The 21461-nt window shown below is 33.6% G+C and carries 17 protein-coding genes; 13 read left to right on the top strand and 4 right to left on the bottom strand.

The window, feature by feature from the left end; translation table 11 throughout:
• Positions 1-25: 25 nt before the first annotated feature.
• The 4 genes from AC1EU5_RS07445 to AC1EU5_RS07460 are packed head-to-tail and all read right to left on the bottom strand — an operon-like array spanning position 26 to position 6576.
• Positions 26-1192 carry a hypothetical protein gene (locus AC1EU5_RS07445; protein WP_480191740.1) on the bottom strand — a complete coding sequence of 389 codons (1167 nt, stop codon included), beginning with the start codon at positions 1190-1192 and terminating at the stop codon, positions 26-28.
• Positions 1193-1224: 32 nt separating this feature from the next.
• The gene (locus tag AC1EU5_RS07450) at positions 1225-1896 is read right to left on the bottom strand and encodes a hypothetical protein (protein WP_480191741.1); all 672 of its coding nucleotides are present in this window, start codon (positions 1894-1896) and stop codon (positions 1225-1227) included.
• 3 nt (positions 1897-1899) lie between these two features.
• A complete protein-coding gene (locus AC1EU5_RS07455; protein ID WP_480191742.1) occupies positions 1900-4872 on the bottom strand; it encodes a patatin-like phospholipase family protein in 2973 nt (990 codons plus the stop codon).
• Positions 4873-4893: 21 nt separating this feature from the next.
• On the bottom strand, positions 4894-6576 hold the full coding sequence (locus tag AC1EU5_RS07460; protein ID WP_480191743.1) for a hypothetical protein: 1683 nt from the start codon (positions 6574-6576) through the stop codon (positions 4894-4896).
• A gap of 271 nt (positions 6577-6847) precedes the next feature.
• Here AC1EU5_RS07460 and AC1EU5_RS07465 point away from each other — a divergent pair, with 271 nt between their 5' ends.
• The 13 genes from AC1EU5_RS07465 to AC1EU5_RS07525 all read left to right on the top strand — a co-directional run bounded on the left by AC1EU5_RS07465 (position 6848) and on the right by AC1EU5_RS07525 (position 21355).
• On the top strand, positions 6848-7822 hold the full coding sequence (locus tag AC1EU5_RS07465) for an extracellular catalytic domain type 1 short-chain-length polyhydroxyalkanoate depolymerase (RefSeq protein WP_480191744.1): 975 nt from the start codon (positions 6848-6850) through the stop codon (positions 7820-7822).
• A 195-nt stretch (positions 7823-8017) separates the two neighbouring features.
• Positions 8018-8818, top strand: coding sequence for a polyphosphate kinase 2 (gene ppk2, locus AC1EU5_RS07470; RefSeq protein ID WP_480191745.1), 801 nt, complete (start codon positions 8018-8020; stop codon positions 8816-8818).
• 132 nt (positions 8819-8950) lie between these two features.
• Positions 8951-12919 (top strand): two-component regulator propeller domain-containing protein, encoded by a 3969-nt coding sequence (locus AC1EU5_RS07475; protein WP_480191746.1) that lies wholly within the window; start codon positions 8951-8953, stop codon positions 12917-12919.
• Between the two features lie 107 nt (positions 12920-13026).
• Positions 13027-14325, top strand: coding sequence for an OmpA family protein (locus tag AC1EU5_RS07480; protein WP_480191747.1), 1299 nt, complete (start codon positions 13027-13029; stop codon positions 14323-14325).
• A gap of 46 nt (positions 14326-14371) precedes the next feature.
• Positions 14372-15217, top strand: coding sequence for a hypothetical protein (locus tag AC1EU5_RS07485; RefSeq protein ID WP_480191748.1), 846 nt, complete (start codon positions 14372-14374; stop codon positions 15215-15217).
• Between the two features lie 8 nt (positions 15218-15225).
• Positions 15226-16899, top strand: coding sequence for a M12 family metallopeptidase (locus AC1EU5_RS07490; protein WP_480191749.1), 1674 nt, complete (start codon positions 15226-15228; stop codon positions 16897-16899).
• 4 nt (positions 16900-16903) lie between these two features.
• Positions 16904-17560 carry a hypothetical protein gene (locus AC1EU5_RS07495; RefSeq protein WP_480191750.1) on the top strand — a complete coding sequence of 219 codons (657 nt, stop codon included), beginning with the start codon at positions 16904-16906 and terminating at the stop codon, positions 17558-17560.
• Positions 17561-17575: 15 nt separating this feature from the next.
• Positions 17576-18355, top strand: coding sequence for a hypothetical protein (locus tag AC1EU5_RS07500; RefSeq protein ID WP_480191751.1), 780 nt, complete (start codon positions 17576-17578; stop codon positions 18353-18355).
• Between the two features lie 9 nt (positions 18356-18364).
• Positions 18365-18820 carry a hypothetical protein gene (locus AC1EU5_RS07505; RefSeq protein WP_480191752.1) on the top strand — a complete coding sequence of 152 codons (456 nt, stop codon included), beginning with the start codon at positions 18365-18367 and terminating at the stop codon, positions 18818-18820.
• A gap of 1 nt (position 18821) precedes the next feature.
• The gene (locus tag AC1EU5_RS07510) at positions 18822-19241 is read left to right on the top strand and encodes a hypothetical protein (protein WP_480191753.1); all 420 of its coding nucleotides are present in this window, start codon (positions 18822-18824) and stop codon (positions 19239-19241) included.
• Positions 19242-19252: 11 nt separating this feature from the next.
• On the top strand, positions 19253-20248 hold the full coding sequence (locus AC1EU5_RS07515; RefSeq protein WP_480191754.1) for a hypothetical protein: 996 nt from the start codon (positions 19253-19255) through the stop codon (positions 20246-20248).
• Positions 20249-20268: 20 nt separating this feature from the next.
• On the top strand, positions 20269-21000 hold the full coding sequence (locus AC1EU5_RS07520) for a hypothetical protein (RefSeq protein WP_480191755.1): 732 nt from the start codon (positions 20269-20271) through the stop codon (positions 20998-21000).
• Positions 21001-21010: 10 nt separating this feature from the next.
• A complete protein-coding gene (locus AC1EU5_RS07525; protein WP_480191756.1) occupies positions 21011-21355 on the top strand; it encodes a DUF4870 domain-containing protein in 345 nt (114 codons plus the stop codon).
• The last annotated feature ends 106 nt before the right edge of the window (positions 21356-21461 follow it).

Consider the following 21461-nt stretch of genomic DNA (forward strand, 5'->3'; position numbering starts at 1 on the left):
TTAACTTCAAACCCTGTTATGCTCATTAATTATCGGCGATTTTTAATTCGAAAAGGTGCCTTACCAAATTATCCCAGGTGTTTCTGGGGTGATTTAAGCTAGGAATATAACTTAGTGTAATTTGGTACAAATAAGAGTCATTCATCGCATATAGTCGATAGTAATCATAGTAGACTTCTTTTTCAGGTTTTTCGTCAATGATTACATTGTTGAATTTTCTTTGTCCATAGAATCCCCATACTTTATTATTTTCGCTTACAGAAACTTGTTCAACAGAGTGAACATCAAAGTAGGGTAATGCCCCGCCTGCTGATAGCATAAAGGATAATGGTGAAGCCTTAATTATTCGTCCTTGATTAGTGCCCATCATGTATTTTTCAAATCCCTCAAGATCTATTATCATTATAGCTAGTTCATTATATAAGTTTACTTGCTGTTGACTCATATCTGCAATAAGTTCATCAAGATTAGCAATAAAAGAATCAAAACTAAATTCATCATTTTCTTCTACCTCTGCATCTTCCTCTGTTTCATCTTCCTTCATTAATTCAGAGAGTCCACCATACGCATACTTTTTTGCTTCTTGTATTTCCTTTTTGGAAGCTCTCTCACCTACATAACTTAATCGGGTAGTTCTCAAATTATAAGGTTCTGGTCGATAAATCCTAAAAACCTTTGCATCTCGCAAAAAAGGGATACTGGTTAAAAAATCATTAAAGAAATCTTCATCCTCCTCCTCATCTATAATTTTGGTTGCAAGTTTTCTAGAGTATTCCTCCAGCGAAATAAGTTCATACTCCATCTCACTTGAATAGCTTGGCTTAGGAATTTGGAACAAATACTTTTGACTGGGGAATATATCTTTGGACTCAACGAAATCAAGTTTTGATGACTTTTCGAGTAGATTTTTACTGTTAAGTAATATTTGATTTTCTCCGAATGGGTTTTTTAGAGTCACATTTTCGGGAGACTTTATAAGAGGGATATGAATCAATATGCTTATTAAAAAAATAATTGGCCCCCATATTTTGAGACTTGATTTTACTTTTTTTTCGAAATCTGGAACATTAAAAATTCCAAAATCAGCTCCCGCCAAGTATGGGCTTAGACTAAGTATTAAGGAAAAAACTAGGAGTATTTGACCAAATGTCTCTGGTAACCCTGAGATTTCTATGATGCTAATGTTTTTCATTCTTCAATTGAGTATAATGGCTTATGCTAATCTTACTCTGGAATTCTATCTCTTAATTTAATTGCCCTTTCTTTCGTTTTAGGACCATTTACCTCAGAAACCCTACTAAATTCAATAATGGAATCTTTATTATAAGAAAGGGCATTTTTATCTAAATGAGATAGAGCCACCAATGCATTATATACCCCATCTTCGTTTGTTAAGTTTTTTCTTCCATATTTTGTGATATCAATGGCAATTTGCGAGTCGTTCTTCCATCCGGAAATAATTTCTTGATACGATGCAAGTCGAACGGTTTTATCTTCATCAAATAATCCTTCTATTAATTGCTCTCTTTTATCATCCAAAGTTTTCGCAGCAAAGTCCTTAAGCTCATCTTCTTCATCAGATTCTGATACTATTTTTACCAATTCAGGTCCTTCATTTGGCATAGCAATTAAAATTGATCGAATTGCCAATTTTTTTCTCTTTGGGCTATCACTTAATAATGCATCAAAGAATGACGAAACCAAGCCTATTTGACTAACTTTTGAATTAGTGATAGAAACCTGTCGTTGATGTTCAAACTGATTTTCTTGAGTTTGAAGCTCCGTTTTATGCTGCATCAAAGCAAATAAGTGTCCGACGTACGCAATCGCTATTGGTATTAGAATACTTGAAACTATTCTAAATTTGTCCCAAAAATCTTTTTTTTCTGTTTCCATAATTTACTGATTTTGTGTATACTTAACTTTTTTATCTTCTAAAAAATCAAAATAAAACGCACTTGTATTTTCCTTAAAATACCACCCTTTTTCTCTATCATCTAAATTGAATTCTAGCATTGGATTCACATGATAATTCAGGTTTTTTAAGGAATAATGAAGGGTAGAATTTTTATCGTTAATCTCTTTTATAATATCACCCAGATCAGAATTATTATGTTGTATTTTTTTGATCTCTATGTCTTTTGAATTTTTCTCAAAAGCTGAGCGCCAAATTGAGTATTTAATATTATTGTCGATGCTAGGATTTAATATTCGATCTTCATTCGTTAATCCAACTTCTTCAACATGTTCTGGATTTATCTTGCTATAAATTGTGGATTCGTTTCTACTCTTTTGAGTCTCTAAATCTGGCTTGACATATTCCAGGTAATACAGTTGAAACAAATATTGATAAGAGTCTGGTCTGTCTCTATGTTCAACTCCTTTTAAATTTATAGGACGAACTTTTTTATTTAAAAAGGACAATTCCAGTTTATTTGATAATTTATTCGAGCTTATCAATGAAATTGTAACCGGGATTAGTTTCTTAAAGTTGATATTATTCGATTGAGATTTTAATTCACATTTCAACAAAGAATCTAAAGGTTTTAAGTAATTTAAATTCTTGCTAATAATTGGGTAAAAAATGCCCCCGACAGTGGCAGCAATAGGAAGCGGAAATTTTAAAGCAATAATTTTTTTAATCCAACCCCCTGGTTTCTTTGGAAACAATAAATTTTTAAATCGTCTCCTAAATAATTCATAAAGATTGAAATTGAGATCCGTGGCATATTTGTATTCGGGTTTGTAGAACTCTAAATCTAGAACTCTTTCTTTAAGTAGATCAAAAAGCTTAGGGATTGATTTATCATGAATAATGGGAGTCAAAGGAGCAGTTGAACTATCAAGATCATCTCTAAACCCTTCCTTTTGTGTGCTTAATGATACGACAGCACTCAATCGACCAAATTCAAATGAATATTCCCTGGATGGATAGGAAGCAAAACCGGCAAATGCCTGTACCTCATCCCCAGGTAATTCTATCGTATGTAAGTTCTCAGGGGAAATTGGTAATATAGCCATATATTCGGCCTTGTCATTTTTACCAACAGTTTTCAATGAGAAATCGGCCAAAATTCTAAATATAACTTGAGCAAATAGATTTTTACGTTTTTCAAAGTCTACCTCAGGAGTATCTTCATTTAATATTTCATAAACTTGGTCAATGCCTACATTGGAACCATCTTCCCTAAAAGAGTCTATCAATTTGTCCTCTCCAGATTTCTCAATTAGCTTTTTTATCTTAGACAACCGATCGACTTCGATATTATAGCAGGCCTCATATTTTTTGTACTCATTACAGATTTTTTCTAATTCATTTTTGAAATAAACAACTACATCTCGAGTACCCACAGGAATGGCTCCTTGATTTAGGTTAATTAAAATTTTAGTAAAAACGGTCCTGATTAAATCAACCGTAATCTTATCATGAATTAAATTATTGTGCTGAATATAATCATATAAAACACCTCTTAGATTAAGACTTTCTTGTGCATCTTTAATTCTGTGGTCTTCCTTAATACTTCCTTGATTCGCCAAAACTGAGATCGTACTTGAAATGTTCTTGCCAAGTTTTGTAATTTCGTTTAAACTCTCGGTTTTTCCTTTAGAGTTTGAATAAATAGCCTGGAACGAATCGATGTTAAATGAATTGTATTTTTCTTGCCGCACTGCTGGATCAACGAATAATACCAATCGATCATAATCACTAACATCTCCAAAATCTTGAAAACTCCCAATGCGAAAAGCTTCTCTTATTGGTTCATTATTAAACGTACCTCCATCGATATAAGGAAAATTAAAGGAGTCGTAATCAATGTTATTTAGTTGCCCTTCATTAAAAAAACTTCTTTTTTTAAAACTTGAATTTATTTCATTTTTAATCGCTGAAAATGCTTGTGGCCAATTATCATTGTCGCCACCATATTCTTGTTTGTACCTTTTCAGTAAGACCGGTTCAAAGGCAAATGGAAACGCACCACATGCAAGTGCAGTTGAAGAAAGTATGGCCCATGATTTTTTGTCAAATAAGCTTAAATCCATATTTGGATTTCGATTCTCCGAACCAGGAGCTAAGCCTGTAGAGTCGTTAGCAACCCTAAACCAGCGACTGTCGGAAGGCAACAAATCTTTTGGATTGGACTCGAATATAAAATCTATAATTCTGAGCTCAGAATGATTCTGAGATCCTGTAGACTTAAGAACATTTTGTTTTAACTTAGGAATCTTTTTTCCACCATTAAACTCAATTTCAATCGGCACTAGATTAGTCAAAGAGCTGGCAAAAATGACTCTTTTGCGGTCGAGTACCTGTAAGTTTTGAAGATCAAAACTCACATCATCGATCAAATAGTGTTGGGCTGATTCAATTAAAATTTTTCTATCCAGTAAACCAAATGAATCATGCAGGTCTAAACGATAATTCTTACCTATTTTATCCCCTAATAAAACGTCGGTGGTTAATAATTTTGTCCAAATTTGATTCTGAATTTTTTGAGCTAGTTGAAGTGCCTTTAAAGCTTCAATGGAACCATGTTTTTTAGTCTTCTCAAGATCATTGTCAAAATAATCCTTGGCTAGCTCATTCACAAGAATGTTTTCATCGATGATATCCGAATCATCTTTAACTTTCTCATTATATTTTTTGATCATTGATTTGTAATCAATAAGACTTTTAAGCATAATCGTTAAAGCTATGGCGCCAGCACTGGCACCACTCATTCCATCGAGAACAACTTGGTCGTATTTATTTCCTTCCTTATCCTTTCCGTAAAGAATAAGTAATTTTAATGCTTCGGTTAAGGCGGATCCTGAAAAGCTCCCGAGAGAAACTCCTCCTCCCATTGCTAAACAAACTTTTAAAATTTTTCCCATTCTTTTTAATTGAAGTTCAACTTAATTATTAGTAATTGTTGGTATTGAATCAGAATTTGTTTTAGGTTTAAACCGATTCACAAAAGAGGTTAGATTTGTAGCATACCCAACCATTAACTGAGGGTGAATACTTGAATTTTCGGTATTGTATATACCTCCTAGTCTAGCATAAACACCTCCTTTTGATTTTCCGGGATTCGTTAACCAATAAAAGTCAGCTTTTACATTTATTAAGTTGTGCTTTACAACAAAATGATTTCTACCAGTATCTGATAATAAATCATTTATCTGTTGACCTGCAACAGTTTCTGGGCCATTATAGGTGAAATAATTTAACCCCACACTTAAATCTGCTCCGAAATTTGTTTGTGGTCTTACTTCAAGGTTTAAAATTGGTCCGTGAGAAATTGAAAATAGTTGACCTGTTTCTTCCAAATCTGTGGTATTTGTATCTCCTGTCTCTCCATTAGCAGGTTGTGTAAGAACCGACTTAAACCTTGTTCTATAAAATGAAGCATTGTAACCAACAGAAATATGTGAGAAGAAACCTTTGGCTTCATGTGTTATTACATCTAAATTTATATTCCCATTTAAATTATTCTTACGAAACACATCAAATAAGCTAAATTGAGCATTATCTACGCTTTTAATTAGTCTAATTTCATCACTGGAGTTATTATAAAGTGCTACATTAACCTCAGTAGTTAATTGGCGAAAGAATGACCATTTACCAATGTATTTTCCTAAATTTTCAGCTCCTTTTGGGTTTAAATTTCGTTGATTAAATGGTAATAATAGTTTAGCCTGAGCTATTACTAAGCTATTAGTATTATTTCCATCAAAGCCTAACAAATCAGTAAATAAAGTTCCTGTAAAGAAGTCAATAAATCGCCTTTGTTCCACCCTTTTCTCTCTAGATTCCGCTGTTAAAATGATCTCACTATTGGCGACCGAATAGTTGAAATGTTGATCAGATTTATAATCTAAAACATCATTTATTTCAATTACATATGTTTCGCTATTATGATGGAATATTAATCTATTGCCATTATTATTAAAGTATCTAATTGGTATACTAAAATTATTATTGCTTACAGTAACCGAATCACCATTTATGCTTCCTTCTATAACAATAGTAGAAACTTTATTGTTGAAAAAATTTAAATATATTTTATCAACATCTAGTTCTTCCGTTGCAGGGCATTCTTTATTTATTTGTCTATTGGTAATCCCTAAGAATTTTTTTTTCTCTTTTGGAGTAAAAAGTTTTATTTTTTTATTCATTACTAATCGACCCGAGTATTCCTTATCGGGATTATCAATAGCTTCGGTAATGCGTAGCATTTCTGACTTCAAGGACTCTCTTCTCTTTTTAACCTTTACTTTCAATTGGATTATTCTTTTTCTCTCTTCATCATCGATAGAAGATATATTTAACGCATTATTAAAATTCGATTTAACCAAACTCAAAACATCTTTGACAAACATAGATTCTGAAATATCTAAAGAATAAATTATGGATTCATGGCAAGTTTTATTCCTATCGCAAAAGTTTAATTGAAAGGCATTTTTTGGAAATTTTACTTCTACCGTGTAAAGTTTAGATTCAACTGAGATATTGTCTAAAAAAGTAAAATCCGAAGTTGTTTGACATACTAAATAGGTAGAGAATAAACACAGGAATAAGGTCAGGTTTTTGTTCATGGCTTTAAGGGGTAGGTATATTTGCCATTGAAGTTACTCAAGATAATTTTTGTTGTCAACAGGGTTTTTCCCCTTTTTTACAGGGGGTTTTCCCTAAAAATTTTTAAAGATTTTCACCCTTTTTATTCACAAAAAAGAGAACTAAAAAAGAGAAATAGTTAACTTGAAAGTTTGTCTTTATTGGAAACAATAATTTTTATCAATGCTTATACAGGTGGAAAACAATTTTATAGTACTAAAATGCGTTCTTTAGTATACTGATACCCAGAAGATGACACTATTGAAACTATTCCTCAACCGAATTATATATACCTTACTTGTCTTAACACTGTTTCAAAGCTGCACTAATGACGACTCTGAAGATTCAGAACCAACATATAAAGCCGGTCTGCAACTCTATGAAATGACCTGGGAAGAACGAACCAGAACCTACCAAATATATTTTCCTTCTGAAACATTTACGCAAAGTTCTTTACCCATCTTATTTGCACTGCATGGCGGTGGAGGGAATGCCACCGAATTGCAAGAGAGTACGTTTCATCGTTTTAATGAGCTGGCAGATACGCATGGCTTTATTGTAGTATATCCTGAAGGATTTGAAAAGCAATGGAATGACGGTAGAAATGTGCCAGGTATTGTAACCGCATGGGATGAAAATATAGATGATGTTGGGTTTATCTCTGAGATTGCCAATCAGCTTATTACTGATTTTAATATTGATACCAATCGAATTTTCACGTCGGGTATTTCTAATGGTGGGTTCATGTCATCAAGACTGTTGTGTGACCGATCTGACCTTTTTAAAGGTGGCGCTATCATCACAGCAACTATTTCCAATCATTATTTAAATAGTTGTAACCCTGCCAATCCAAATTCTGTTCTGGTAATGAATGGAACTGAAGATCCTTTAGTACCTTATGAAGGTGGGCAAGTTGTTGTATTAGGTCAAGAAAGAGGGTTGGTTATTTCTACAGATGCTTATATGCAATTTTGGGCCAATGCCAATAATTGTGAAACCACTCCTGAACTTATTGACACCCTAGACAGTCAAGATGATGGTACTGAAGTAGCTATTTACAATTACAGCTCATGCACAAATCAATCTAAAGTGCAGTTATATCAAATTGAAGGTGGCGGGCATACCTGGCCCGGTGCTAGAGAACTTTTGCCAGAATTTTTAGTAGGGCGTACCAGTAAAGAGTTTGTTGCCTGCGATGTTATTTGGGAGTTTTTTACTTCACTTTAAAAGTATCAAAAGGTCACCAGTCTCATTTAATTCCTTCTCCTAAAAATAAAAAATCTCATTCTTCAATAAGGTTACAAAGGTTATGGCATATCATAAAGTATCTAGTTTATACATTTACTTGATTACTGGAATTTAAAATAACCTATTCACAGTATTAGCTCTTAAAAAAACAACTATTTTTAGTAGCTTTGTTTAATGAAAAAATCATCAGATAAATCATCTTCCCTTAGCACTTTAGAATACGAAAAAGAACTCAATGTTTTGCATCATGAATTGGTAAACCTTCAGGAATGGGTGCGTACACATGGGCTGAAAGTGGTCATTATTTTTGAAGGACGTGATGCCTCTGGAAAAGGAGGTACTATCAAGAGATTTACTGAGCCATTAAACCCTCGCGTTTGCCGGGTTGTAGCATTAGGCGTTCCTACCGAAAAAGAAAAATCACAATGGTATTTTCAACGCTACGTAGCTCATTTACCGGCTGCAGGTGAAATAGTTGTTTTTGATAGAAGTTGGTATAATAGAGCCGGTGTAGAAAAAGTAATGGGTTTTTGTACTGATGAAGAATATGAAGAGTTTTTACGCTCTTGCCCTGATTTTGAACGTATGTTGGTACGTTCAGGTATTATCATGTTAAAATATTGGTTTTCTGTAAGTGATGAAGAGCAGGAAAAACGTTTTAAAAGCCGTATTAAAGACCCTTTAAAAAGATGGAAGTTCAGTCCTATGGATTTAGAGTCACGCTCCAGATGGTTAGAATACTCAAAAGCCAAAGATGATATGTTTGCGCATACTGACACCAAACAAGTACCCTGGTATGTGGTTAATGCCGATAACAAGAAAAAGGCACGACTGAATTGCATCAGCCATATCTTGAGTCAAATTCCATATGATAAAATAGAATATAAGACTATTAAATTACCCCCATTACCCAAACATGCAGGTTATGTGCGACCGCCTATGCAGTATCAGACTTTTATACCTGAAAAATATTAATTGATTCAACTGGACTTCTGCCAAGACTTGGTATGATTCAAATTAAGTGGCCAGTAACCATAAGATTTAAGGCTTTTTTCATTTCATAGATTTACTTTTCTTAAATTTAGAGGAAACAAATATGTTGGTAATTTGAAGAATAGCTACCATTACATACTAACTATTGTCCTCCTGATTTTTCACTTGGGACTCTATGGTCAAGATCAAATAAGCTTTAGACAGTTATCAGTTAAAGAAGGTTTGTCTCAAAACAGTGTGGTCTCAGTTGCACAAGATAGTACCGGCTATTTATGGATGGCCACCCAAAACGGATTAAATAAGTATGACGGTATTCAATTCACCAATTATAAGTTTGACTTTGTTGATATCACCAGACCTACCTACAGTCACTTAGGGAAAATCTATGTTGATAGAAAAGGTAATGTTCTAATTATTCCTTTAGACAGAAAACTTTACACATACAATGTTCTTGATGATACCTTCAATGAAATACCAGAGATTTCCGATGCCAGCTCTATTTTTCAAGATAATACGGGCAATTATTGGATAGGGACCTATAGCAATGGCTTGCAACTCTTTGATGAAAATTTACAAAAAATTAAAACGGTTGTTGATTCCAATCAATTACCAACTACAATCTATAACATTTCAGCAATTGATGAGAATACCATTCTGGTTTCATCAGATAAGTTATTGATTGAAGTCAATATAGAAACTCACACCTTTACAAAAATTCAACCTAAAACAATTCTGGGAGATCCTATAGAACAAAATTTTAGTACTGCCCTAAAAAAAGAGAAATTATGGGTGGGTACATTTGGTGACGGACTCTATTATAAAGAAAAAGGCAGTACTGTTTTTTATCGGTTTTCTGATGCCGCGTTTACAGACCCCTTACCCAATAACCTCAATATTTTAGATCTACACAGTGATACCTCTGGAAACTTATGGATTGCAACCTATGGAAGTGGATTATATAGAATCGGCTTTAAGTCAAAACGGATTTCCCATTTTACTGCAGAAAAATACAATCCTAAAGCCATTCATTATAATGATGTTTTGTGTATTTATGAAGACTATACAGGCACGCTTTGGTTTGGTACAGATGGCGCCGGGTTGAGTTTCTATGATGCTTCATTAGAGAAATTCAATTCATTTACCAACCTGCAAACTCCTGAAAATATAAATATAGATGTGGTGAGAGCCATTACCGTTGACCAAAATCAAAATGTGTGGTTAGGGACTTCAGGCAAAGGACTCACTGAATATGAACCCTCAACAAATAGTTGGAGTACCTTTACCACACTTAATTCTGATACTCCCTCAAATAGAATTATGAGCCTGTTTCTTGATGATGAACAAGACCTATGGATAGGAACACAAGGAGCCGGGTTGGTTTTTTATAGTAAAGCAACTGGATTTACCAGAGCTAAGGATCTTACCGCTAAAACCATTTGGAATATTTTTAAAGATCACCAAGGAAATATATGGTTGGGCACCCAAAATCAAGGGCTTATTCAATATGACAAGAAAAAAGGAACCCTTGATAATTATACAGTCAGTAAAAATGGATTGACCAGTAATAATATTCGCGTTATCACTGACGATGCAAAAAATAACTTATGGATAGGTACTGATGACAGCGGTATTGTAAAATTTAATACCGCTACTGAAGAATTCACTTCTTATAAAAAAGAGACTACCAAGAATTCCATTTCTGGCAATGGCATTAAGTCATTGTATTATGATGAAAATGATGTGCTATGGATAGGTACCAACGGTAACGGGTTAAATGCATTTGACATTCAAAAAGAAAAATTCTATCATTTTACCGAAGAAGATGGTTTGGCCAATGATGTGATCTATGCCATTTTACCAGATGCACAAAATAATCTATGGTTGAGTTCTAATAAAGGAATTACAGAATTTTCACTAGATGCTACATTCAGTAACCCTGATATTAAAAATTATGATAATTATGCCGGATTGGCAACGGAGTTTAACACCGGCGCTTACTATAAACATGTAAACGGCGAATTGTATTATGGTGGATTAGAGGGTTTCTATTGGTTTAATCCGAATAGCATTCAAGAAAATTCGGTTTTACCAAAGACCACTATTACGAGTGTAGAGGTACTGAACCAACAAAAGTCTCTTGAGCAAAATTCAAAACTAAATCATAAGGAGAATACACTAACATTTTCATTTTCAAGTTTACAATTTGCCTTACCCGAAAAGAATCAGTACCAATATAAATTGTTAAACTATGATGATGACTGGATTCAGGCTACCACCAATTCGGTGCGCTATTCTAGGTTATCGCCCGGTTCCTATGAATTTCAGGTTAAATCAAGTAATTATGATGGTGTTTGGAATGAAACACCAGCCTCTTTAGCTTTTACCATTAAAGCCCCCTGGTATTTTAACTTCTATTCAAAAATACTATATGCTTTCTTGCTGCTTTTGGTTTTATACAGTATCTACAGGTACTTTAAATGGCGCTGGCAAATGAAACTAAACTTGCAGTTGCAAGAACAAGAAGCAAAGCGTTTAAAGCAATTAAATGACTATAAATCCAAGTTATATACAGATGTAGCTCATGAATTTAGAACACCATTAACTTTAATTTCAGCACCTATTGATGCTAAGCTCACAGAAGGAAAATTATCAGATTATGACCATGCTAATTTTTCTATTATAAAAAGAAATACAAGTAGACTTACATCATTAGTCGATCAACTCTTAGAATTGGCAAAACTAGAAAAAGGAAAGTTGCAATTAAAACCCTCAAAAGGTAATTTAGGATTATTCTTACATGCCATTATTGAGCCATTTCAATACCAGGCGACTACCAAAAACATAGATTTTCAAACTGATATTACTTCCATTGAAAATGCATGGTATGATGAGGATGCCATTGAAAAAATTGTAAGTAATTTATTATCTAATGCTATTAAATATACTCCGGAAAATGGGCACTGTCATATTTCGGCAAAATCAGAAAATGAAAAAATTCTTATTAAAGTCTTAAATACTATTACAGATGAATCAGCAATTGAAACCGAAAAATTATTTGACCGTTTCTATCAAAAAAATGAATATGCTGATGGTGTAGGTGTGGGCTTATCGCTAGTAAAAGAATTGGTGAATTTATATAATGGAAGAATAACAGTTAAAACAGATAATAATACCATCATCTTTAAGTGTACACTCCCAATTGCTAAAAAAGTTTTTGATATTAATAAAACTACTATTTCAAAAGAAACGAAAGATAACAATGGCAATGTACTGGCAATGAATATAGATCTAAAACATCAATCAGACATTGCTTCAAAAAGTGACAAGCCGATACTTTTAATAGTAGAAGATAATGACGAAGTACTAACTTTTATTAGCAGGTCATTAAAGCATAAATACCTGACTTTAGAAGCATCAGACGGTCAAGAAGGTATTCAAAAAGCCTTAGAGCATATACCCGATATTATTTTATCCGATGTTAGAATGCCTGTTAAAAATGGTATTGATCTCTGTAACACCTTAAAAACTGATGAAAAAACAAGTCATATTCCTATTATTTTATTGACTGCAGATACCGGTGAAGAAAATGAGTTAAAAGGCTTAGAATCTGGCGCTGATGATTTTGTAACCAAACCTTTTAAATTACGTATACTTCAAAAGCGGTTAGACAATCTTATTGAGTTACGAAGGGCCCTGCGTAATCGGTATAGTCAAGAATATGTGCTAAAGCCTACAGATATTTCTTTAACATCTACAGATGAGGCTTTTTTAAATAAATTGCAGGAGATTATCGATACCAATTTTTCAAATCCCGATTTTAATGCTACCAGTTTCTGCAAAAAAGTAGGCATGAGCCGAATGCAACTACACAGAAAATTATTGGCTTATACCGGATTATCTACCTCGGCATTTATCCGTTCTCAGCGACTAAAACAGGCTGTACATATTTTAAAAACTTCGGATGCCACCATTAATGAAGTGGCCTATACCGTTGGTTTTAATACTCCTTCTTATTTTATAAAGTGTTTTAAAGAAGCCTATAAAAAAACACCTTCTGAATATTTGCAATCAATTGATAAATAGATAGTTAAATTAATTGTTACATATGTTGCATACTTCGTTACATATGTAGAATGCACTACGCTCCTTCCCTACTACTTTTGATCTCACAAACATCAAAATAAACTGTTATGAGGTTAAAAATAATACTTGCGTTAATTGCAGGCTTACTTCTAAGCACCACATCAGAAGCACAATTACTTAAGAAATTAAAAAAGCGCGCAAAAGATGCTGCCGAAGAAGCGATTATTAGAAAAACAGAAGAAAAAGCAGCTGAAAAAACAGAAAAAGCTATTGATACCTTATTTAGTAAAGGAGAAAAAGTAAAGATTGGGAAAAGCAAGAAAAAGAAAAAAGAAAAGAACAACAATTCACAAAATCCAAGTAATGAAGAAAATGAAACCATAGAAAGTGAGTCTTCAAATGAAGACTTGCGCGTATGGTCAAAATACAATTTCGTACCTGGCGATGAGATCATCTTTTATGATGATCTCTCGGGAGAAGAAAACGGCGAGTTCCCTTCACGATGGGATATCATAAAAGGAAACGCTGAAAATGCTTCGTTCAGTGGCGAAAATATTATAGGAATTAAGCATTCTTCGCTCATCATGCCCCTCATGGATACACATGATTATCTACCTGATGTATTTACACTAGAATTTGATATTTATTTTGATGTTAAGAAATTTTCATATCGATCGAGTTATTCTTTGCATTTTGGTCCTAAAAGTGGTTCTCATTATTTTGGAGAAGGTAATAAAGATTGGATAACCGCCATTAAAATCAAGAAAAATGCAGTTCAATTCACCACCGATATTAATGGCATTAGAAAGAATTTCTCTGATTCAAAAAGTGAACTTGAAGAACTTGGCTCAGGAGCATGGCGTCATATAGCAATAGCGTTCAACAAGAGATCATTTAAAATATTTATTGACCAACATCGTGTAACAAATATTCCGAATCTTGGGTTTAAACCCGAAATGTTCTCTATTGGATTTTGGAACAATTATGCAGATGATAACGAGATCATTGCCATCAAAAATATCCGGTTGGCCAAAGGCGGCAAAAAATTGTACGATCGGGTGATTGCTGAGGGTAAATTTGTGACCAGAGGTATTTTATTTGATGTCAATCAAGCTACTTTAAAGCCAGAGTCTATGGGAGTGATCAGTAAAGTGGCAAAAATGATGCAAGAACATCAAGATCTGCAATTTAATATAGAAGGTCATACAGATAGTGACGGTGACGATGCATACAATCTAGATTTATCTGCGCAACGTGCCGAAGCCGTAAAACAAGCTTTAATAGAGTTAGGTATAGATGAAAGCCGACTTACCACCGAAGGCAAAGGAGAAAGTGTTCCCGTTGCAGATAATACTACTCCTGAAGGGAAGGCCAATAACCGAAGGGTAGAGTTTATCAAACTGTAAACTCAACGCCAACCAAGCCAATTTTTAAAACTTTAAAAAAATTGTTATGAAAAAGATTGTTATTCTATTAGTTGTTCTACTTGTTAGCTCAGTAACAACCAATGCACAGAAAAGTCCAAAAGATCTATTTGACAACACGTTAAACACAGATGCAGTTCGCCCTATTCAGCCTGATTTTGGTGATTTATTTGCCTCAGGTCCTGTTAAATTAAATCAATATTTTAAGGCTGATGATGGTTCCATAATATGTATCCGTCAAATAAAAGACAAGATATATGCCATTACAGATAGAATGGATCGTCGATTTTCATCGGTATGGATTGGAAACATTGAGGGCAATACAGTAAAAATAAAATATTTCTATATACCTAAAGGAAAAGCGAAAGGTAAAGGTAGCTTAGAATTTAAAGTTAGTGGTAAAGGAAGAGGTCAAACACTTACTTTGAATACTTCAGGTTCAAATAAACTCAAAAGTGCCAACTTCAATTTTAAAAGCCTAAGAACCATTACGCAATTACCCACCCGACTTCCGGTCGATGAACGTGCTTGGTATAGAGGGAATACCTTAGATAATTTAACAGGTAGATGGTCTATTAAAAACGTTGGTGAGGAGTATTATTTAGATTTAGGGAAACAGGTTTTGATCTACACAGTAGGCGGCCGTAAAGCACCAAATGCGAGACCCCAATTCGCTAGCTTATTTGTTGGTGACCGAAAGGGCAATACGCTAGAAGGGTTTTATGTAGACTTACCGCTAGGCCATTCGCATTGTTTTGGAAACACCAAATTTCAAATAATAGGTCCTCATTTTGTTAGAGCAAGCTATGACCATTTCTATTATGGAGTGAATCGTGAGCGTATTAAGGGAGATAAAAATGAAATCATTCAATAAAATATGCCATGAAAACACAACTTTTATACACTCTAAGTTTATTGGCTTTTATGACAATTTCTAATGCTCAAATTGGTATAAAAAAAAATACTGGTAACGTTAAAAATTCTCTTCTTCAGAATAGTGACCCCATACAAATGTGTTTGACCAACGATTTTGAAGAAGTGAGTCTTCCAAATGCAGTAGTCTCTCTTAAAAATAAAACCTGGCCCGTTGGGTCTAGAATTACGGTTTCCTTCCTAGATAATCCTTCAAGGAATTTAAAACAAAAGATTTTAAACTATGCACAAGAATGGGAGAAGTATGCTAATATAAACTTTGCTTTTATAGCCGGAAAAAATGGTGATATTAGAATAGGTTTTAAAGAAGGAGGATCATGGTCAAAGATTGGTATCATGGCAAAATACGTGCCTAGCTCTAAAAGCACTATGAACTTTGGGTGGTTTGACAATGAAACTTCTGATGCCGAAATCAAAAGAGTGGTATTGCATGAATTTGGGCATGCACTAGGGCTAAAACATGAACACCAATCTCCTGCAGCTGATATTTGCTGGGACTGGGATGAGGTAATAAAATATTATAAAGACAAAAATGATTGGAGCGAACGCAGGATACGTAGAAATTTGGAAAAATTATCAGATGAAGATGTAGGTAATTATACCAAATATGATCCTAAATCTATTATGCATTACCGCATTCCCAATAAAATTACTTCATGTGATTTTGAAGTAAAAGGTAATAAAGAATTGTCCTCGCTTGATAAATCAGGAATAAAACGTATGTACCCAAAAGGAAATTCAAGATCGGCAATTGGATCAGCGGAATTTAGCTATAATTGGTCAAAAGGGTGGGACTACTTAGACATGTACGAACAAGGCTACCATAAATTCCTTTTGCTTCTAAAATCTTCGACCGGAGATGTACACATTCATAAAATGAATAAAAATGGTTCGGTTGGCAGCAAAGTATACGATAAGAAATGGGGCCGCGGATGGACGAATCCAATTATTTATGAAAGGGATAGAAAAAAATACATTTTTCTGATTAGAGAAAAAAGCGGCGATGTTCACATAAGTGAAATTAAAAATGACGGCACCATCGGAGGAAAAACATTTGGAGCCAAATGGACTTCAGGTTGGACAAACGCAAGAATATTTAAGGCCGAGAATAGAAATCAGTATCTATTCTTATTAAAAGAGCAAACGGGAGATGTGCATATAAACAGAGTAGGGATTAATGGTAAAATTGGTCAGAAAGTTTTTGATAAAAAATGGACATCGGGTTGGACAACATCAGAGTTCTTCAATATTGGTAAAAAAAAATTTCTGTTTCTTTTAAAGGAAAATACAGGTGATGTACATATTCATAAAATAGGATATACTGGACAAATTGGATCTAAAATTTATGACCAAAAATGGAACAAGGGATGGACAACAGCCAAATTTTTTGATCGTGAAGGACAAAAAGTACTACTACTGCTCAATAAATATACCGGAGCTAAAGAAGAGCGATATATAACTGCCAGTGGTACTGTAGGTGAAAGAACCAACTTCAAAGGTTGGCAACCGGGGTGGTCTAGTGCCCTCTTCTATAAAGTAGCTCCTCCATATAAACATTTGTTATTCTTATTAAGCGAGTGGAGCGGAAAAGCAAAGATTACCGAAGTTTCACATGAAAATTAAAATTATGAAGACTAAATTCTATTTAATAGTATTTACAATAGTTCTAGGCTTAAACATGGAAGCACAGAAAATACAAGAGATTTCGCGCAACAAAATATTAAATAATAAAAACAACTTAAAACTCCCTGTTTTTAACGCAAATAATTTAGATAAGAGTGAAGTAAATTCTAGAAACCTAACTAAAATTTATCCTGAAAATAAAACCACAACAATTGTCAAAGCTTATTCTACATCAAGTACTGCGTTAAACCTTGAATTAAGACCAGGAAAACTATTTGATACCAATTATGGATATATACAATTTTCAGGAATGTATATGGGAGCCAGGAGTGCCATAAAAATCTCAAAAGGAGGATTTTTAAATGTAGCATTTAGAGCCAAAAGGTGGACTTCTTACCATGCTGAATTACATTTTAGAACCAAAATAAGTATTTCTAAATGTAAAAAACCAATGCTTGCCATGACAATAGGAGGACGGTCGAGAGATATAGAGATTTTAAGAAATAAACAGTATGTAGAGTTTATTATAACCTCAGAATATGACGGTTGGGTAAAATTTAGAGCGCTTTCACAATCAAATTTGAAATGTGATGGTAGATACTATAATGGTAATTTTTTATTTGAGTTCATAAAATTGAAAATAAAAGAAATACAAGATTAATAAGTAAAACTAACTATGAAAAAGGTACTAGTAATATTAGCTGTAGTAGTCGTAATAATTTCCTGTAAAGACAAAGAATTAAAACCTGGTTTTATAGGCAACAGCTCTGACGGAAATTCTAATAGCACAACTAATGCTGAGATACAACAAACTCTAGAAAGTTTAGAAATTGATGAGAATACCACCACAGAACAATTTAAAGAGATTATTGAGAACGATGCATTTGTTTGGCCAGAGCGGCCAAAAACAGGTATAAAAACAACGCTTCGTAGCGACGGCCCTATAGTTGTATTGACTTATGATCATACCAATAAAGATATTGAGGTACAAGCTCAAGGAGCAACCACATTTTTGAATGACGAAGGTTATGTAGTTGTTTTTAACCCAAAAAAACAAAGATGGCAAAAGGCAAAAGTAGGTGGCTTTATGGAATCTAAAATCATGAAAGATTTCACGAATTCTTTTGGAATCCTCCCTAATACAGTAGATGAAAACTTAGATAGTATTTTAAAGTCAGAATCGGCAATGCACAATATAGTGAATTGGGCGAAGCGTATGACGCCAAAGAAGCTGGCAAACAACCCAGATTTTGATAAAGAAATTAAAGGTTGTCAAGAAAACAGTAGAGACATCTGTATTGTTTTTACAGGAATTGAAGGTGAAGCTAAAGGTGTTACCATCTTTTTTGATATTGATTTTCGTTTACAGCATATTGATTTTAGAAACCAAGGCACCGTTAGTTATGAATATGGTCAATACAATGTTCATATACCCTTAGCAGAAAGAATATTTTAATTGAAGGCTATGAAAAAACTAAATATACTTATCAGCACTATATCAATACTTTTCTTATTTGCATGCAGCCACACAAAAAATGATGTGTCTCAAAAAGTGATAACCAAAAAATCTAAAATAGAGAAGGAAAAAAAGAAATCGTCAGGTTCAAATAGCCGAGTAATAGTTACCCTAAATGGTATGGATTATAGTTCTGAGGTTTCTTGCACCTATTTTGAGTATGACTACTTCTATTTTAAATCAGATAAGCTAGAAACTACAGACACTAATGGTGATGGCTTAGTTATTACGGGACATCAGCAGGATAGTAAAATGATCCTAACCTTAATTGTAAATGGTAAAACCTATAGCGCCGCCAATTTAGGTATTCAGAAAAAGGGAAAAATAGCCATGGGCTCCGGTAAACTATTCTCAGATAAACCAGAAAAAAATTTTAACGCTACCTATAAAGTAACATGTAATTAAAATGAAGCGGTACATTTTTTATATAGGCATATTAGTATTCTTAGTAAGTATACAAAGTATATATGCTCAAACTAAAACTACCAAAGAAACAAAAGTAATTGCAGTGGTAAATGATACTAAAATTACCGCACTTGAACTTTTTGAAAATGGCGAGGGCTATAAAGAAGCACTTTTAAAGAAGTATCCTAAAAGTAAATTCTATATAGGGCTTTTAAAAGGGCGCTATGAACTAAAAGGCAGTGTTGTTAGCCCCAAAAATGAAGCTACCATCACATTATTTACTGAAAAGCAAATCTTTACTTCAGGTGAACTATTTAAAGACAAAAAATTAGCGCAGGGAGAACAAATTACAATAGGAAAAACGAAAGCTAAAGTTATTGCTACTAAGAAAGGTGAACTGATCATTAAAACAAACAACTAAAAATAAATATCATGAAAAAGTCAAAATTAAGTATAATGATCTTATTGGTTTGCTCCATATGTTTTGCTCAAACACCAGAAGAAAAAAAGCAAATAGAAAAAGCCAAACGTATGCAAGATAGCATTATGAATTTGCCGGCGTTTAAAGAAGCCATGAAGCGTGCTAAAAATGCGGAAAGTATGATACCCGGCTCCATAATGCAGATGGGAGAGGAGGAAAAGAAAAAAAAGAATGCTAAAAAAGCAGAAGAAGAAAAACGAAGAAAGATAGAAAGTGAAAAAGCATTTAAATCGTCAATAAGCGAAGTTAAAACTAAAGAGAATGAAGATACTTATTACTGGAATAGTGTTATTGCCAGCAATACACAAGGAAAGTTTAGTAATTGGTCTTTTGGCAAAGCGGATATTAAAATCAAAATATACAATCAAAAAAGTAAAACCCGTACATATTTAAAAATTGGCGAAATCTCAGATAAAGGACAAGTCTCTATTTGGTTACCAGAAATTGATTTTAGAAATTGGGAAAGGATTCCAATAACCCAAGCATATAGTGAAGGAGATGATTTATTTGCTGATTTCAACAAAACACTTGAGTATTCAAATGAAAATACAACCTACTTCGCCACTCGCTATGGTGTAAGAGTTCTACAAGGAGATAATGACTTAGGTAGTTTAAGCGTTGCTAATTCAGTAGTAACACTTGGTAATCTTAATGCCCCATGCTGCAGTTATAAAGGAGGTGATGGTTATATAGCATATTGGGTATATATGAGCCAGGCAAATACCGTAAAAGAAAAAGCTGACAACCCTAATGAAGCTGTTGATACAAATCTACAATTTAAAAAAGGATGGAATATTGTAATTACCCGAGTAGAAGGAAAGAAAGAACCAAATGAGGGAGCATTTAGTTTAGGGTCATGGAAAAATAAATACCATACAGCCACAACCACAATGCCTGAGGATGCAAAATTTTATTTTAGATCTGAATTGGTCGAAGATAAGTATTGATGTTTTCAAGAAAAATTGCTATGAAAAAGATATTGCTAACAGTATTTGTACTCTCTTCTATCTATATATCAGCTCAAGAAGTAGAATTGGTTGATTTGAGACTTTATAAAAAGATTAAACAGGGTCAATCATCGTTAGAAAGAATGGAAATTGGTTTGCTACTTAAAGATACATTGCAGATAGTTTCTCTGTCTCCTAAAAGTAATATTGAGCTACTTGAAGATAATAAAGGAAAGAATTTAAAAATACCTAGCTCTAAAAATCAAATGATCAACTTCCAACAATCACAACTCTTTGATGAAGGTCTGGGCATCCTTATTCAAACAGCAGCAATACCTGGTAAAAAAACAAAAGATATTCACATTGCTGGAAAACTTACATATAACATAGTAGATGAAGATAATGAGAAATCAATTCTGTTAGAAGGCATTGATTTTAATGATTGGCAGCAGATTTTGGTAGAAGAAGTATCGATTCCAATAAGAAAAGGACGCTATACAGATAGTAGAAAAGGAAATATGATTTCTTTTCGATTTAGTAACAATAACTCACCCTATTATATAAGAGATATAAAGGTGATTAAGAACGGTGAAGAAGTTGAGGGTATCATAGAATTTAATCGCTATACTAATGAGATTTTATTGGCAATTCCTGAGAAATTAACAACCACAAAATATGCATTGCGTGCTACTTACAATAAATTTAAAACCAAAACAATAGCACTAAACAAACAGTTTGGCTTAGGCCTTTAAATAAAAAATTATGGAAGAAAATATAAAAACAGCTACTTCAAATAATGAAGGTAAAACCATTGCTATTATTGGGTATTTAACCATTATAGGATTGATCATTGCTTTTATGATGAATAGTGACAAGAAGAATGATTTTGCTAGCTATCATATTAGGCAGTCGTTGGGTTTGGGACTTACGGGACTGGCTCTATCGATGATCAACATTATCCCTATTTTGGGCTGGCTTATTAGTATCTTAGGATTCTTCGTAATCTTGTATATGTGGATCATAGGCTTGCTAAATGCCTTCAACGAAAAAGAAAAACCAGTACCTCTTTTAGGTGAAAAATATGCAGAATGGTTTCAAAATCTTTGAATAGAACACAATGTAAAAGCCCAAAATCAAAAGGTTTTGGGCTTTTAGTTTAATAGGTTTCGACTTTAGTTTATCCTGAGCAAAGCCGAAGGACTCAACCTGACAA

Source organism: Maritimimonas sp. 2405UD52-3, assembly GCF_056591715.1.